Source organism: Neisseria sp. P0006.S009, from assembly GCF_051962915.1.
GTDB lineage: Bacteria > Pseudomonadota > Gammaproteobacteria > Burkholderiales > Neisseriaceae > Neisseria > Neisseria subflava_E.
On record NZ_JBQCUV010000002.1, the window covers coordinates 342,535 to 359,320 of the forward strand.

At 51.3% G+C, this 16,786-nt stretch carries 16 protein-coding genes; all 16 read right to left on the bottom strand.

Annotated features, from left to right (window positions below):
* Positions 1–2: 2 nt before the first annotated feature.
* The 16 genes from lpxB to ACTHTK_RS05500 all read right to left on the bottom strand — a co-directional run bounded on the left by lpxB (position 3) and on the right by ACTHTK_RS05500 (position 16,769).
* The gene (gene lpxB / locus ACTHTK_RS05425) at positions 3–1,178 is read right to left on the bottom strand and encodes a lipid-A-disaccharide synthase (RefSeq protein ID WP_107723874.1); all 1,176 of its coding nucleotides are present in this window, start codon (positions 1,176–1,178) and stop codon (positions 3–5) included.
* A gap of 159 nt (positions 1,179–1,337) precedes the next feature.
* A complete protein-coding gene (gene lpxA / locus ACTHTK_RS05430; RefSeq protein ID WP_107723875.1) occupies positions 1,338–2,114 on the bottom strand; it encodes an acyl-ACP--UDP-N-acetylglucosamine O-acyltransferase in 777 nt (258 codons plus the stop codon).
* Between the two features lie 74 nt (positions 2,115–2,188).
* Positions 2,189–2,638 carry a 3-hydroxyacyl-ACP dehydratase FabZ gene (gene fabZ / locus ACTHTK_RS05435; protein ID WP_003681704.1) on the bottom strand — a complete coding sequence of 150 codons (450 nt, stop codon included), beginning with the start codon at positions 2,636–2,638 and terminating at the stop codon, positions 2,189–2,191.
* A gap of 73 nt (positions 2,639–2,711) precedes the next feature.
* Positions 2,712–3,752, bottom strand: a complete 1,041-nt coding sequence (gene lpxD / locus ACTHTK_RS05440; protein ID WP_107723876.1) for a UDP-3-O-(3-hydroxymyristoyl)glucosamine N-acyltransferase — start codon at positions 3,750–3,752, stop codon at positions 2,712–2,714.
* 101 nt (positions 3,753–3,853) lie between these two features.
* Positions 3,854–4,363, bottom strand: coding sequence for an OmpH family outer membrane protein (locus ACTHTK_RS05445; protein WP_107723877.1), 510 nt, complete (start codon positions 4,361–4,363; stop codon positions 3,854–3,856).
* Between the two features lie 111 nt (positions 4,364–4,474).
* Positions 4,475–6,877, bottom strand: a complete 2,403-nt coding sequence (bamA, locus tag ACTHTK_RS05450) for an outer membrane protein assembly factor BamA (protein WP_107723878.1) — start codon at positions 6,875–6,877, stop codon at positions 4,475–4,477.
* A gap of 3 nt (positions 6,878–6,880) precedes the next feature.
* Positions 6,881–8,221 carry an RIP metalloprotease RseP gene (gene rseP, locus ACTHTK_RS05455; protein ID WP_107723879.1) on the bottom strand — a complete coding sequence of 447 codons (1,341 nt, stop codon included), beginning with the start codon at positions 8,219–8,221 and terminating at the stop codon, positions 6,881–6,883.
* A 132-nt stretch (positions 8,222–8,353) separates the two neighbouring features.
* Complete coding sequence (gene ispC, locus ACTHTK_RS05460) at positions 8,354–9,535, bottom strand: 1-deoxy-D-xylulose-5-phosphate reductoisomerase (protein ID WP_107723960.1); 1,182 nt, start codon at positions 9,533–9,535, stop codon at positions 8,354–8,356.
* A gap of 117 nt (positions 9,536–9,652) precedes the next feature.
* Positions 9,653–10,402 carry an SIMPL domain-containing protein gene (locus tag ACTHTK_RS05465; protein WP_003686550.1) on the bottom strand — a complete coding sequence of 250 codons (750 nt, stop codon included), beginning with the start codon at positions 10,400–10,402 and terminating at the stop codon, positions 9,653–9,655.
* Between the two features lie 33 nt (positions 10,403–10,435).
* Positions 10,436–11,230 carry a phosphatidate cytidylyltransferase gene (locus ACTHTK_RS05470; protein ID WP_107723880.1) on the bottom strand — a complete coding sequence of 265 codons (795 nt, stop codon included), beginning with the start codon at positions 11,228–11,230 and terminating at the stop codon, positions 10,436–10,438.
* 5 nt (positions 11,231–11,235) lie between these two features.
* Positions 11,236–11,982 (bottom strand): isoprenyl transferase, encoded by a 747-nt coding sequence (locus ACTHTK_RS05475; protein ID WP_107723881.1) that lies wholly within the window; start codon positions 11,980–11,982, stop codon positions 11,236–11,238.
* A gap of 57 nt (positions 11,983–12,039) precedes the next feature.
* Positions 12,040–12,597 (bottom strand): ribosome recycling factor, encoded by a 558-nt coding sequence (gene frr / locus ACTHTK_RS05480; protein WP_063068560.1) that lies wholly within the window; start codon positions 12,595–12,597, stop codon positions 12,040–12,042.
* A gap of 175 nt (positions 12,598–12,772) precedes the next feature.
* A complete protein-coding gene (locus tag ACTHTK_RS05485; protein ID WP_107723882.1) occupies positions 12,773–13,072 on the bottom strand; it encodes a DUF2818 family protein in 300 nt (99 codons plus the stop codon).
* A 220-nt stretch (positions 13,073–13,292) separates the two neighbouring features.
* The gene (gene nuoN / locus ACTHTK_RS05490; protein WP_107723883.1) at positions 13,293–14,735 is read right to left on the bottom strand and encodes an NADH-quinone oxidoreductase subunit NuoN; all 1,443 of its coding nucleotides are present in this window, start codon (positions 14,733–14,735) and stop codon (positions 13,293–13,295) included.
* Between the two features lie 9 nt (positions 14,736–14,744).
* Complete coding sequence (locus ACTHTK_RS05495) at positions 14,745–16,241, bottom strand: NADH-quinone oxidoreductase subunit M (protein WP_107723884.1); 1,497 nt, start codon at positions 16,239–16,241, stop codon at positions 14,745–14,747.
* 222 nt (positions 16,242–16,463) lie between these two features.
* Complete coding sequence (locus tag ACTHTK_RS05500) at positions 16,464–16,769, bottom strand: chorismate mutase (protein ID WP_003747884.1); 306 nt, start codon at positions 16,767–16,769, stop codon at positions 16,464–16,466.
* Positions 16,770–16,786 lie beyond the last annotated feature (17 nt).

Genomic DNA, 16,786 nt, shown 5'->3' on the forward strand with positions numbered 1-16,786 from the left:
CCTTACTTGTCTTTCAGGCCATCTGAAAATCCGGCTTCTTCCAATACTGCCGCCGCCGCCAATGCCGCCGTATCTTTTTTCAACAGCAGATGCAAGGCGTGGAAATCCTGTTCCAACGCGGCTACGGCTTCAGGGCAGTCATACCAGTCTGCCACGGCCTGCGCCAGTTTTTCAGGGACGGCGTCGTGTTGCAGCAACTCGGGAACGGCGGCTTTACCCAACAAAATATTGGGCAGACCGACATGCGGCACTTTGATTTTGTTTTTCACATACGCATAAGTCAGCGGCGAAATTTTGTAGCTGATGACCATAGGCCGTTTACACAAGGCCACTTCCAAAGTCGCCGTACCGCTGGTGACCAATACCACGTCGGCAGCGGTGCAAACCGTATCCGACTGCTTGTCGGTCAGCGTGATGGGAAGGGCGGCGAATTCAGGCTGCGCCAAAATTTCGCTAATGCGTTTGCGCGTTGCGGCCGTTGCCACAGGCAGTAAAAACCGTGCCTGCGGATAACGTTTCAGCAGCAATAAGGCCGTCTGAAAAAACACCGCCGCCATGTAATCGATTTCGCTCACACGGCTGCCGGGCAATATGGCAAACACGGGCACGTCCGCAGGCACGCCCAGCTTCTGCCGCGCCGCCGCCCTATCCGCTTCCACCGGCATGGTTTGCGCCATCGGATGGCCGACAAACTCGGCCTTGCCTCCGGCATCGATATAAAGCTGGGGCTCCATCGGAAACAGGCACAACACGCGGTTGACCTGATGTACGATTTTATTGACTCGTTCGCGCCGCCACGCCCACACCGATGGGCTGACGTAATGAATGGTATGAATGCCTGCCTGCTTGAGTTTTTCCGCCACGCCGAGATTGAAGTCCGGCGCATCGATGCCGATAAACACATCCGGCTTGAGGCGGATTAAATCGCTCACCAGCCCTTTGCGGATTTTCAAAATCTGCGGCAGGCGTTTGATAACTTCAACAAAACCGCGCACCGCCAGCTTTTCCTGATCGTACAAACTCTCGAAACCCTCCGCCTTCATACGCTCGCCTCCGATGCCGGTAAACCGCGCATTCGGGCAACGCGCCTTAATGGCACGGATTAAGTGTGCGCCGAGCAAGTCGCCGGAAGCTTCGCCGACGCTGATGGCGATAAGGGGGGAAGGATTGGGATTCATGTGTTAAGGTTCGGAAGCTAAAAGATTTTGGGGCGGTTATTTGTCCGCCCATTTTCAGACGGCATCGACAGCAAACAGACAGGAAAACTGCCCCAATGCGCGGATTTTTGCAATCCAAAGGCCGTCTGAAACAGTTTCAGACGGCCTTCAATCCATCAATCAACGGATAATACCGCGTGTGGATTGTGCAAAAAAGTCTTTAAATACTGCCAATTCGCTTTGGGTTTCGGCACGTTTCAGGATATCTGCTTTGGCTTCTTCAAATGGAATGCCGCGATGGTAAATGGTTTTATACGCATCTTTGACGGAGGCAATCTGTTCGGCAGTGAAACCGTTGCGGCGCATACCTTCGCTGTTGAGGCCGGCCGGTTCGGCGCGGTAACCTGCAGCCATAAAGTATGGCGGTACGTCTTTGTGTACGCCGGCGGCAAACGCGGTCATGGCGTAGTCGCCGATTTGGCAGAACTGGAACACCAGCGTGTAGCCGCCCAAGACAACGTAGTCGCCGATGGTAACGTGGCCTGCGAGTGAGGCGTTGTTGGCGAAGATGGTATGGTTGCCGACCACGCAGTCATGGGCGAGATGGCAGTAGGCCATAATCCAGTTGTCGTCGCCGATACGGGTTTCGCCGATACCGGTGACCGTACCGAGGTTAAACGTCGTAAATTCGCGGATGGTGTTGCCGTTGCCGATAATCAGCTTGGTCGGCTCGTCGCGGTATTTTTTGTCCTGCGGAATTTCGCCGAGGCTGGCAAATTGGAAAATGCGGTTGTTTTCACCGATGGTCGTATGGCCGTTGATGACGACGTGCGGGCCGATTTCGGTATTCGCACCGATTTGCACATTGGGGCCGATGATGCTGTATGGGCCGACTTTGACGCTGGAGTCGAGTTCGGCTTTAGGGTCGATGACGGCGGTCGGATGGATAAGGGTCATGCTGTCTCCTTGCTGTCTGATACAGGTATTGCCTGCAAGATGCCGTCTGAACTTTCAGACGGCCCGTCCCATTCTTACACCACGCGTTTGGCGCACATAATCACGGCTTCAACGGCAACTTGACCGTCGACTTTGGCAACGGCGTTGAATTTGCCGATACCGCGTTTGTTGGTCAACAGCTCGACTTCAAAAACCAGTTGGTCGCCAGGGATAACTTGGCGTTTGAAACGGGCGTCATCGATACCGGCGAAGAAGAAGAATTCGTTTTCTTTGCGGCCGCCTTCGCTGAGGATGGCCAGTGTGCCGCACGCTTGCGCCATGGCTTCGATAATCAACACGCCAGGCATCACGGGCAGGTCGGGAAAGTGGCCTTGGAACTGCGGCTCGTTCATGGTGACGTTTTTAATCGCAGTCAGGGTTTTCATCGGTTCGAACGCAGTAATGCGGTCGAGTTGCAAAAACGGATAACGGTGTGGGATAAGTTTTTGAATGTCTTTGGCTTCGATCGGGAGTTGTACGTCCATGATGTTCGTCTTTCCTTGTTTGTATTGGGTTTAAACGTATTCGGATGCGGGGCGCGGACTGTTTGCGCCGCCTTTAGGCTTCGTCGCTGTCGGCAAGCTGTTTTTCCAGCGTTTTGAGGCGTTTGTTCATTTCGCTCAAACGGTGGATATAAACGGCATTGCGCGCCCAGTCTTTGTAGCCCGACATCGGGAAAATACCGGCCAAATGCTGGCCGCTTTCGGTAATGCTGTGGGTAACGGATGTACCGCCGCCGATGGTGGTTTTATCGGCGATTTCGATGTGTCCGACCGTGCCGACGCCGCCGCCGATAATGCAATAATTGCCGATGGTGACGCTGCCGGAAATACCGGTTTTGGCGGCGATAACGGTGTGCGCACCGATTTTGCAGTTGTGGCCGATTTGGACTTGGTTGTCGATTTTGGTGCCGTTGCCGACGGTCGTGTCGCTCATTGCGCCACGGTCGATATTGGTGTTCGAACCGATTTCCACATCATCGCCCAGCGTGACTGCGCCGGTTTGCGGAATTTTAAACCATGAATCGCCGGCGAAGGCTAAGCCGAAACCGTCCGCGCCGATGACGGCGCCGCTGTGGATTTCGACACGGTTGCCCAAAGTGCAGCCGTAATAGATGACGGAGTTGGGATGCAACACGACTTCATCGCCCAACGTGCAATCGTGTTGAACAACGGCATTGGCCAAAATACGGCAGCCTTCGCCCAATACGGTATTCGCGCCGATATAGGCATTCGCGCCGATTTCGCAGCTTGCCGGCACTTTGGCACTGGCCTCGACAACGGCAGTCGGATGTACGCCACCCTGTGCTTTGACAATCGGCGAGAACAATCGTGCCACTTTGGCAAAATAAAGATAAGGGTCGGCAGCCACAATCAGGTTGCGGCCCGCAAATTCGTCCGCGGCTTTTGGCGACACAATCACTGCGCCTGCCTGACTGTCGTGCACTTCGGCTTTGTATTTCGGATTGGCCAAAAAGCTGATGTGTTCTGCCTGCGCCTGATCCAACGGACGGACGGCGGTAATGGCGATATCTTCGCCTTTCCATTCGCCGCCGAGTTGGGAAACGATTTGGGACAGGGTGTATGCTTGTGAAGTCATGATAATCTGCCGTCAAGATGTCAGGCCGTCTGAAAGATGCCGGTTTGGGTTTCAGACGGCCTTAGGTTTGTCTGTATGGTTACATTCGCTGCCGAGCAGGGTCAGTGTGCATTTAGGGCTTTGATAACGCTGTCGGTAATGTCGTAGCGGCCGTTGACGTAAATCACATCCTGCAAGATGAAGTCGTAACCTTCACGCTTGGCCAAATCGACGATGACGCGGTTGGCATTTTGCTGAAGCGCGGCGAATTCTTCATTGCGGCGCAAGTTGTAGTCTTCTGCCAACTCGGCCTGCTGCTTGCGGAATTTCTGTACCAGATTGCGCCATTTTTGGGTTTCCGCTTCCTTTTGGCTGTCGTTGAGCTTGTCGCCGCTCAGTTTTCGCTCCAAAGCCTCGCCTTCCTGTTGCAACTTTTGCAAGGCGGTTTGACGGCTTTTGAACTCTTTTTCCAAAGTCATCTGAATGTTTTGCGCCTGCTTGGATTCCTGATAAACGCGCTCGGTATTGATAAAACCGATTTTCTGCACGCCATCCGCCGCCGCTTGCGGCAACAGCACGAAACCCGGCAGGGCTACGGCGAGGACACGGAGGGTGTCGGCTATTTTACTCATAATAAAAATCCTTGCTTGAAAACAAACAGGCGGTTTGCAATAAGCTTGCCGCCAATCTGCCATGAGGCCGTCTGAAACGGACAAACCCGGTTTCAGACGGCCTAAACATCATCAGAATGTCGTACCGAGTTGGAATTGGAAGCGTTGGATTTCGTCGCCTTCTTTTTTCTTAATCGGATAAGCATAACTGAACTTCATCGGACCCAGCGGAGAGAGCCAAGTCACGGCAGCACCGGCAGAGTAACGCAATTCGTTTTTGAATGTCGATTTGTGCGTAGTGCCTACGCCATACACGTTTTGGAACGCGCCATTGGTGTAATAAGAATTGCTGCTGCTGTCATTGTAGGTTTTGTCGTCCCACACGCTGCCTGCATCGGCAAACAGGCTCAGACGGACAGTACGCGAGTCTTTAATACCCGGCATCGGGAAGAGCAACTCTGCGGAAACGTTGGCTTTTTTGTTACCGCCGTAGCTGATTTTTTCTCCGTATTCGTCATAGACTTTCGGGCCCAGCGTACCGCTTTCAAAGCCGCGGACAGAACCTAAGCCGCCGCCGTAGAAGTTTTCAAAGAACGGCATGGTTTTGGTTTTGCCGTAGCCGTTGCCATAACCGACTTCGCCACCCAGCATCAATGTGAAATCTTTGCTCAACGGGAAGAACCAAGTTTGGTTGTGGGTCAGAGTGTAGTATTGCAGGTCGCTGCCCGGCAAGGCGATTTCGCCGTTTACGCCGGTCAGGTAACCGCGGGTCGGCCACAAGGCATTGTCGGTTTTGTTGCGGCCCCAGCCGATGGTACCTTTGTACAACCAGCCTTTGAAGCTACCCACGCCGCTACCGTCGCCCTTACCGTATTGATTGATAAAGTCGGCATAGCGTTTAGGCGCGCCTTTGTAGGTGTTCACGGTCAAACGCTCTGCGGCCAAACCGAAGTTCACACGGTCATATTCGGTAACCGGAATACCGATACGCAAACCGCCGCCGAAAGTTGTGGTTTTATATTGTTTCGCGCTGGAAGAAGCTTTACGCGGGTCGTAAGTCTTACCATAAAGGTCGTAGCCCAAGCTTACGCCGTCAGGTGTGAAGTATGGGTCGGTAAACGACAATGAGCCGTTTACTGTGGTTTTACTGCGGGAAGCGCGCAGGGCAACGGATTTACCCGTACCGAACAGGTTGTCTTGAGCCACACCGGCAGACATTACCAAACCGGTATCCTGAACCCAACCTGCGCTCAAGTCGAGCGAGCCGGTAGAACGTTCGGTCAGGCTCATGTTCAGGTCAACTTGGTCGGGCGTATTGGCCACAGGAACCGCATCAAATTGAACGTTGTCGAAGTAGCCCAACAACTCAACGCGCTCTTTAGAACGTTGCAGTTTGGCAGAGTCGTAAGGCGCTGATTCCATTTGGCGCAACTCGCGGCGGATGACTTCGTCACGGGTTTTGTTGTTGCCGGTAATGTTGATTTCGTTTACATAGATTTTGCGGCCCGGTTGAACGGTCAGCACAAAATCAACAGTATGCGTTTCGGCATTTGGAATCGGTTGGACATTGATTTCGCTGAATGCGTAACCTGCCTGACCCATGCGGTTTTGGATGGCTTCGAGCGAATTGGACATTTGCGCGCGCTCGTACCATTTGCCCGGCTTCATGGTCAGCAGTTTTTCCAAATCTTCTTTCGGCACTTCCAGCGTATCGCCTTCGATGCGTACATTGCCCCAACGGAAGCGGTCGCCTTCGCTGACGGTTACTTTAATGGTTTGCTTGGTTTTGTCTTCGTTGGTTTGGATATCGGTATCCAAAATACGGAAGTTGAAGTAGCCGTTGTTTTGGTAGTAATTGGTAATTTTTTCCATGTCCTGAGCAAATTTTTGCTCATTGAACTGGTTGCTCTTGGTAATCCAAGTCCACATGCCGCCTTCGCTCAGGGACATTTGTTTCAGCAGGCGGCGGTCGGAATAAACTTCGTTGCCTTCAAAGGAAATATCGGTAATCTTGGTAGATTTGCCCTCTTCGATGGCGATATCAATAGATACGCGGTTACGGGCGAGTTTGGTTACAGTCGGAGTGATTTGGACAGACTGTTTGCCTCGGCTCAAATACTCTTCTTTCAAACCGGCAACGGCTTGGTTCAGCGTTGCTTGGTTGAAGTATTGGGATTGCGCCAAACCGAAGGCTTCAAGGTTTTTCTTGATGGCATCGTTTTGCAGCATTTTCGCGCCGGTAATATTGAGCGAGCTGATGGTCGGACGCTCAATCACGGTCAGCAGGACTTGATTGTCCATGGTTTCGACGCGTACGTCGTCAAAGAAACCGGTTGCATAGAGTTTTTTGATGATTTCTTCACTGCGTGCATCATTGAAATTATCACCGACTTTAACGGGCAGGTAGTTGAAGACGGTACTCGGCTCGGTGCGTTGCAGGCCTTCGACGCGGATGTCCTGAATGGTAAAGTCAGCCAATGCCATTGGCGACAGGCTCAATACCATTAAAGCGGAAGCAATCTGGTTCAGTTTCATAAATTATCCAAACAAACGGTTGATGTCATTAAAGAAAGCCACAGCCATCATCAAAAGCATGGCTGCCAGTCCGAAGCGCAGGCCGACTGCCTGTATGCGCTCGCTCAAAGGCTTTCCGCGTATCCATTCGGCGGTATAGAAAACCAAATGTCCGCCGTCTAAAACGGGTATGGGCAAAAGGTTCAACACGCCTAAGCTGATGCTGACCAAGGCCAGAAATTCGAGGTAGCTCTGCAATCCGAGTTTGGCGGACTGTCCGGCGACATCGGCAATGGTCAGGGGACCGGAAATATGGTTCAAAGAGGCATTGCCTGTAACCAGTTTTCCGAAAAATTTGAGGGTCGTCCACGAATAGTTGACGGTTTTGTTCCAACCCAATTCAAAGGCTTGGGCAACGGAAGGCGTATAACGGTAGCGGATGGTTTTATCCCACTCTTTATCCGCCTGAGCGGCAAGCCCTGCTCTACCCACCAGCACGCCTGCCGACTGCTCGACGCTGTCCGGTCGGATAGCGGTCGCCAGTATTTTGCCGTCGCGCTCGTAAGTCAGCTCGATTCGTTTACCGGGGCTGGCGCGGAAGAGTTCCGTCCATGCCTGCCAGCTCTCGATGGGCTTCCCATCGGCGGTCAGCAGTTTGTCGTTTTCCTTCAAACCTGCTTTTTCGGCCGGACTATTGGCCAAGACTTTGCCGATGCGGTTAGTAATTCTAAAAGGCAAAAGGCCGATGTTGCCTTGGCTTTTCGCAACTTTACCTGCTTCAGGCGTGCCGGCGGCATCAATTATGCGGATGGCTTGGGTATTTGAGGCCGTCTGAACAGCAACTTTTACAGGGCCGGCTTCAAGGTTCAGCACCATCTCGGTTTGCGCATCACTCCAGTCTTTTACGGAGATTCCGTTGACCGATACAATCTTATCGCCTGCCTGAAAACCTGCTTTGGCGGCAATACTGCTAGGCTCAACCATGCCGACATAGGGGCGCAACTCAGTTACGCCGAAGGAAAAGCTCAAACCATAAAGCAAAACGGCCAAAATCAAATTGGTCAAAGGGCCGGCGGCGACAATGGCGATGCGCTTGGCCGGATGCTGCTTGTCAAAGGCGTACGGCAAATCTGCCTCTGCCACCTCTCCTTCGCGCGTATCGACCATTTTAACGTAACCGCCCAGCGGAATCGGGGCAAGACACCACTCGGTATCGCCGCGTTTTCGGGTGAAAAAGGGCTTACCAAAGCCGACGGAAAAGCGCACGACTTTAACGCCGCACCAGTGGGCAACAATATAGTGTCCGAACTCATGCAGGCTGACCAAAATCAGAATGGCGACGATAAAGGCTAAAAAGGTTTGCAAAAAAATCCCCCTGAGTGGAATGTGATAATCAACGGATAAGGCCGTCTGAAAACCGATTATAAAGGCAGTTGTTCCATTTTGTCTGCCTAAATGCCAAGCGGTTGACGTTTCAGACGGCCTGTCATTGAAGCTTTATTGTTTGCCGATAAAGGCTTCTGCCTGTCTACGTGTTTGCGCGTCTTGCGCCAGCAGGCCTTCGATATCGTGACGGCCGTCTGAAAAATTTTGGGCAAGGCAGTGGGCAACGACTTTGGCAATATCGGTAAACTTGATGCGTTTATCTAAAAAAGCGGCCACGGCAACTTCGTTGGCGGCGTTCAGCACGCAAGGCGCGGCGCCGCCTGCATTCATGGCCTGATAGGCAAGTTTCAGGCATGGAAAACGGTCAAAGTCAGGTTTTTGGAAGGTCAATGCGGACAATGCGCCGAAATCCAGCTCGCCCACGCCAGAGTCGATACGTTCGGGCAGGCCCAAGCAATAAGCAATCGGCGTACGCATATCGGGATTACCCAACTGCGCCAATACCGAACCATCGCGATAACGCACCATGCTGTGTATCACGGATTGTGGATGGATGACGACTTCCAGTTTTTCCGGCGGACAGTTAAACAACCAATGCGCCTCAATCAACTCCAAGCCCTTATTCATCATTGATGCGGAATCGACGGAAATCTTGCGGCCCATGCTCCAATTCGGATGCTTGACCGCCTGTTCGGGCGTAATGCTGTCAAATGTACTTAAATCAGTGTTAAGGAAAGGACCGCCCGATGCAGTCAGGATAATCGAATTGATACCGTGCTCATTTAGACGGCCTGTGTAATCCCTTGGCAATACTTGGAAGATGGCATTGTGTTCACTGTCAATCGGCAAGACGGTAGCGCCGTTTTGACGGGCGGTTTCCATAAACAATGCACCGGAAACCACCAGTGTTTCTTTGTTTGCCAGATAAATGGTTTTGCCTTTTTTAGCGGCGGCCAAAGCCGACGGCAAGCCGGCCGCGCCGACAATGGCACACATTACGCCGCTGACTTCATCGGCAGAGGCGACATCAATCAGGGCTTGAGAACCATATAAAACCTGCGTACTGATGCCTTCTTGCTTGAGTTTCTTTTCCAGCTCGGCCGCATGGCCGGCATCGCCGATAACGGCATATTCCGGACGGAACTGTTTGCATTGCGCCGCCAGCTTGTCCACCTGCCTATGCCCTGCCAGCGCGAACACGCGGAATTTTTCGGGATGGCGGGAAACAACGTCTAAAGTGCTTTCGCCTATGCTGCCGGTACTGCCTAATATGGTCAGAACTTGTTGTGTCATGGTGTGTTCTTTGTGTGCTGTGCAAACGGTATTCATTGTGTTTGAAATAGATTTCTTTGCCGTTTCCAATTTTCAGACGGCCTTTTACCTCCCGGCTAAACAGGCCGTCTGAAAGAATTACTCAATGCCGTATTCGATGGTAACAACCAGTCGGACTTGTTTGCCGACGGTACTTTTATCGTAAGAACCGCCGTATTCGTCATCCTCGCTGCTGCCGGTGTCGGCATAGATGTTGAACGATCCTTGCGAAGCAGAACGCATGGCGCCCACTTTGCCACCGCCGGTTTTGGCAAATTCGGCCGCGCGTTTCTGCGCATCCTCAGTCGCCTGCGTAATCAAATCGCGTTTGATGGTTTCCAAATTGCCCAGCAAATATTGCGGATTGTCGAAGCGGATAAATTCGTTTTGCGCACGGAAATTCAAAATGGCGCGCTGGGCGGCTTGGATTTTGTCCAGTTTTTTGGTGTTGACCACAATATTGAGGTCGCCGTCGTAGCCGTTGGGCGTGCGGGTTACGTTGCCCAGTTCGTCTCGGGTTTCATTGAAAACGCGCGACACTTCGGGCAGGCCCACTTTCATTTCAGCCGCCGCAAAGCCTTGCTCACCCAAAAACTTAGACAGCTTCTTGCGTCTTGCCGTCAGCAAATCCAAAACTTCCTGATAGCTCTCGCCGTGCGCATTTACGCCCGTATTCCACGTCGCGCTGTCGGATTGGAAGTTTTTCTCCGCCAAACCTTTTACGGTAATCGTCCCCGGCTGACGCAGATTCTTAAACTGCACACCCAAAATAAACGCCGCAGCCATCAATCCCAGTGCCAACAATACGCCCAAGATTGATAAAGATGAAATCTGTTTTTGTTCGGACATAATCAGCTTCCTCAACCACGTCAGACAGGCGGTTTAAAACAAATATACAAAGGCGGCATAAATGCTGATAACGGCAATCAGGCTGTCCACACGGTCGAACACGCCGCCGTGTCCCGGCAACAGATTACTGCTGTCTTTGATACCAGCCGCACGTTTGAGCCAGCTTTCCAGCAAATCGCCGCACACGCTGACAATGGTCAGAATCAAGCCGATCAAAATAGTTTTTAACCAACCGGCTTCAAAAGCCAGCCAACCGGCTTTCCATACGATGGTCATGTACACGGCAACGCATAATGCGCCGCCGATCGCACCTTCCCAGCTTTTACCCGGGCTGATGGTCGGCGCAATTTTGCGCTTGCCAAACGACTTGCCGCAGAAATACGCGCCAATATCGGCCACCCAAACCAAACCCATAATTGCCAATAAAGACAGCGCGTCTTCAGGCTGAGGGCGCAGGTAAACCAGTGCGAACCAAAACGGCATCACCAACAACCAACCGACCGTGTAAGCCTGCCAGCCGCCGTTCAACTTCCATTTCGCCTTCAGCCACCAAGGCATGACAATCAGCCAAAACGCCAATACGACATACCAAACCAAATCAGGCAACTGCCAACCGCCGGCATAGGCAATCACGCCAAACACCAGCGTTGAAGCCAAATAATGATTGATTTTCAGCTTGTCCAAGCCGCTCATGCGGGCATATTCCCACAAAGTCAGCATGGCAATCAGGCCGCAAAACGCCGCCCACAGCCACATAGGTGCATAAAATAGCATACCCAGCATCAGCGGCAAGAGCCACAGCGCCGTCAAAATCCGTTGTTTCAACATAGTTCTCAACCCCGTTGCTGCTCAACCGGCAGCTGTTCGGAAGTCCGCCCGAAGCGGCGCTCCCGTTTTTGGAACGAAGCAATCGCCTCGTTCAGCGATTTCTCATTAAAATCAGGCCACAGCGTATCCGTAAAATACAATTCCGCGTACGCCATCTGCCACAGCAGGAAATTACTGATGCGCGTCTCGCCGCCGGTGCGGATAAACAAATCCGGCTCGGGTGCATCGCCCAACATCAAATAACGCGACAACGCCTCTTCCGTAATCTCAGTTGCACCCTCGGCAATCAACTGATTTGCCGCCTGCAAAATATCCCAGCGGCCGCCATAATCGGCGGCAATGCTCAAAGTCAAACCGGTATTGTTTGCCGTCAACGCCTCTGCCGCCTCAATCCCCTTCAGGATTTCAGCATTAAACCGCTCACGGCTGCCGATGACTCTCAAGCGCATATTGTTATCGTGCAAACGGCGCACCTGCTTTTGCAAAGCCTGCAAAAACAGCCCCATCAGAAAAGAAACCTCTTCCTCGGGGCGTCGCCAGTTTTCAGTCGAAAAAGCAAACACGGTCAAATACCGCACACCCAGTTCAGCACAATGCTTCACCATGTTCTCCAGCGCATCCAAGCCGCGCTTATGCCCCATCACACGGGGAAGAAAACGCTTCTTTGCCCAACGTCCGTTGCCGTCCATAATCACAGCAATATGTCGGGGGATGGCAGAGTGTTCCAAAATCGTCTGCGTACTGCTTTTCATGTCTGCCTTTCAGGGAGCAAACCGTCCAAAGGCCGTCTGAACGGTTTGCACACAGAATTAAATCGCCATCAAATCTTCTTCTTTGGCAGCCAAGAGCTTGTCTGCCTCAGCAATGTATTTGTCGGTCAACTTCTGAACCGCTTCCTCGCCACGACGTGCTTCATCTTCAGAAATCTCTTTGTCTTTCAACAGTTTTTTGATGTGGTCGTTTGCATCACGGCGTACATTGCGGATAGACACACGGCCTTCTTCTGCCTCACCGCGTACCACTTTAATCAAATCTTTACGGCGTTCCTCAGTCAACATAGGCATAGGGACACGGATCAAATCGCCGACAGAAGCAGGGTTCAGGCCCAAGTTGGAATCACGGATCGCTTTCTCGACTTTTGCAGCCATATTGCTCTCGAACGGTTTCACACCAATCGTACGCGCATCCAAAAGCGTTACGTTTGCCACTTGGCTCACAGGCACCATGCTGCCCCAGTATTCCACTTCCACTTGGTCAAGCAGGCCGGTATGCGCACGGCCGGTACGCACCTTAGCCAAGTTTTCTTTCAACACTTCCAGAGAACGCTGCATTTTGCCTTCAGCTGTCTTTTGAATATCATTAATCATCTTATACTTTCAATTTCATAGGAATAAAACAGGATTAACCGAGAATAGTACCGTTAAACCGCCCTCACGACAAGGCTTTACGCCCCAACAGCCTTGTTTTCTAATCGATATTTAACATCAAACAAAATAAAGGCCGTCTGAAAATCTTTCAGACAGCCTTTCCCTTATTCAAATCCTACTCTCTATTCCGCTCATTCCAAAAGTAACGCCATACGAAGCATGGGAAGGCAAAAATCAGGTAGAGGCAGACAACGGTCGCGTAAAACTCCCAGTCTTGGGCATGTACGGCTCCGGCGCGTGATTCAAGGATATAGGCGAGAATCGCGGTAAGTAGGAAGCCTGCCAGCAATTCGATCAAGTGATGGCCGATGTGTTTGCGTTTCAGGGTGATGATGCCGAAGAATTTGGTGGTAATAAATGGTGCGTTGGCAAAGATAAGTGCCAACAGCAAAAGAATGTACATGGATGCGGTCATGATGGTCTTTCTATTTTCAGACGGCCTGTGTGTGATTTTAACATGTTAAATGGGCATTCTTGCCCATCATTATCCGTGGAATATTCAATATCTTGATGATACCTGCTAGATGATTGTTCAAAGGATTGAGGCCGTCTGAACTTTGGGTATATTTCACCCGAATGCGAATCCTAACAAAAACGGCGACTTTGGAACAGCCGCCGTTGGTTTTGTTTGAAGCTTACAGGGTATTTATCAATGCTTTGGCACACCAGTCGATAACGGTTTGCGGCATGATACCCCACAGGAGCAGCAAGAAGGCATTGACCGTCAGAACAAATTTAGCGGCATAGTTACTGCCGACCGGCTGGTCATGGTCAGGCGCATCGAAGTAGATGACTTTGACCACGCGCAGGTAGTAGAACGCACCAATCAGCGACATGATGACGGCAAATACGGACAACCAAACATGGCCTTGTTTCAAGAGTGCCATAATTACGCCGAATTTGGCGTAAAAACCCATCAGCGGTGGAATACCCGCCATGGAGAACATAGACAGCAACATCAGGAAGGCAAACCATGCATGGCGTTGGTTAAGGCCTGCGAGGTCTTTGATGTTTTCACATTCAATGTCTTTGGTGGACAATACCATCAAAACGCCGAAGCTGACTGCCGCCATCAAAGCATAGGTAATGGCGTAATACAAACCTGCAGTAAAGCCGACTGCGCCTGCCATAAACGCCAACAGGATAAAACCCATGTGCGATACGGTAGAATAGGCAAGCATACGTTTGATATTGGTTTGCATGATGGCGGCAAGGTTACCGACCACCAAAGAAGCAACGGCAAGGATGGCCAACATCGGCGCCCAGTCTGAATGTATGGTACCCATACCGGTAACAAGGATACGGAACGCAAAGACGACAGCGGCAATTTTCGGAGCCGTACCCACAAAGGCGGTAACAGAGGTTGGCGCGCCATCGTACACATCGGGTACCCACATATGGAATGGCACCGCACCCAATTTAAATGCAATGGCGACCACAATAAACACCATACCCAATTTCAACAACCATTCATTGGCCTGCTCATTGAAAGCAGAAGCCAAGACGGAAGCAAAATCAAGAGAACCGGTGGCGCCATAAACCATGGAAATACCATAAAGCAGCAAGCCGGAGGCCAACGCGCCCAATACGAAGTATTTCAGTGCGGCCTCGGCAGAGCGGCCGGAATCGCGGCGCAGGGCAATCATGGCGTACAGCGACAAAGACAACAATTCCAAACCGATATACGCAGTCAGGAAATGTGCCGAGCTGACCATGACGCTCATACCCAACAGGGCAAACAATGACAGGGTGTAAAACTCGCCTTTAAAGATTTGGCGGTCTTCGTTGTACGGTTTACTGTAAATAAACAGACCAAACGTCAGTGCATACAGCACCAGTTTTGCCAAACGGGACATGCCGTCTGCAATATACATACCGTGAAAGGCATCGACACTGCCCTGCTCCCATACCGCCAATTGGGTGATGGTCACGATGATGACCGTTCCCAAACTCATCAGATGGGTCAGATAGCGGTTTTTATCGCAAATCCACAAGTCTGCCAGCAATACGACACCCAATAGCGCAAGCAGCACGATTTCGGGCATGGCGGGCATTAAATTCAAATCAGACCAGTTCATTTACACACCTCAAATCTTGCTTTGTGCCACATGGGCAATCAAATCGTTTGCCGCTTGATGCACCACTTCGATAAACGCTTGCGGATACAGACCCATGCCCAATACAGCAACCGCCAAAATTGCCAAAATCGCAAATTCGCGGCAATTGATGTCTTTCATTTCGGCAACGTGCGGATTGTGGATCGCACCAAAAATAACGCGTTTGTACATCCACAGGGTATAAGACGCACCGTAAATCAGAGTCATAGCAGCCAACGCACCTACCCAGAAATTCACTTTAACCGCGCCCATAATCACCATAAACTCGCCCACGAAGCCGGAAGTCGCAGGCAGACCGGCATTAGCCATACCGAACAACATCATAAACGCCGCAAACTTAGGCATCACATTGACCACGCCGCCATAGTCGGCAATATTGCGAGTATGCAGGCGGTCGTACATCACACCGATACACATAAACATCGCGGCAGACACAAAACCGTGGGAAATCATTTGAATGATTGCACCTTTCAATGCCCAGTCATTCAATTGGCCGTTCACAAACAGGAACATACCCAAAGTGACAAAACCCATATGGCTGATGGAAGAGTACGCCACCAGTTTTTTCATATCGGTTTGCACCAAAGCCACCATACCGATGTAAATCACGGCAATCAGGCTCAATACGATGATCACGGGGGCAAAATAGCGTGCCGCATCCGGCATAATCGGCAGGATAAAGCGCAAGAAACCATATGCACCCAGTTTCAGCGTAATTGCCGCCAATACCATCGAACCGCCGGTCGGCGCTTCAACGTGGGCATCCGGCAACCAAGTGTGCACAGGGAACATCGGCACTTTTACAGCGAATGACAGGAAGAACGCCACAAACAAAAGCTGTTGTACGCCCAATGGAATCTGTTTGATGTTTTGGAAATCAACAATAGAGAAGCTGCCTGTCTGATAGTACAGGTAAACCATGGCAACCAGCATCAAGAGCGAACCCATCAGCGTATAGAGGAACAGCTTGACCGACGCATAGACGCGGCGCGGGCCGCCCCATACACCGATAATCAGGTACAGCGGAATCAGCATACCCTCGAAGAACACATAAAACAGAATCGCATCCTGCGCGGCAAACGCACCATTAATCAAACCCGACATGATCAGGAATGCCGCCATATACTGCGCCGGACGTTTCTGAATGACTTCCCAACCGGCCAATACCACCAACAGCGTAATAAACGCATTCAAGATGATAAAGAGCACTGAAATACCGTCTACACCCAACTGGTAGTTGATTTTCAGAAGCGGAATCCACTCGTGGAACTCGGTAAACTGATAGCCGCCACTCAAACGGTCAAAACCGGTAAACAGGGGCAGCGTTACCAAGAAACCGGCAAGCGCACCCATGAAGGCAAGCACACGCGCCAGCGGCGCACGGCTGTCTTTACCGGTCGCCAAAACCAGCACACCTGCGGCGATGGGTATCCATATTGCCAAGCTGAGTAGGTAGTTGGAAAACATAGTGGTTAACCTGTGGTTAAAATAAAAAATATAGTTGTATGGGTTGGTTTTCAGACACCATTTCAGGAGGCCGTCTGAAAAAGATTGTGTATTTTGTATATGGCAAAATCAAGAAAAACGTATATCTACCGTTATTCTTTTATTCCATAACCGCCTAAAACCTTCTTTTCAGACGGCCTCTTCCATATTTTTCTTGTCAAAACCATTATCCGAAGATTTTGACTACGCTCCGTCGGTACGGTTGGTGTCCATCTCAAGTTTAATGAACGCATCAATCATGCTGCGCCAAACTGCTTCTGCTACTTCGGGCGACAAACCCGCCTTTTCGGCATAAGCGCGGCGAGAGGCAATCACTTGAGCCACCCGTTCGGGCGCGGAAACCGCCTGCACATCGTTTTTAGGTTTCAGACGACCAGCCTGCCGTACCAATTTCTGCCGGCGGGCGAGTAATTCGATTAATCCCTTATCCAAACCATCGATGGCTTCACGGACTTCGTCCAGGGTTTGCGGTAATTTGTCTTCAATCATTGTTGCTCAAATTTTCT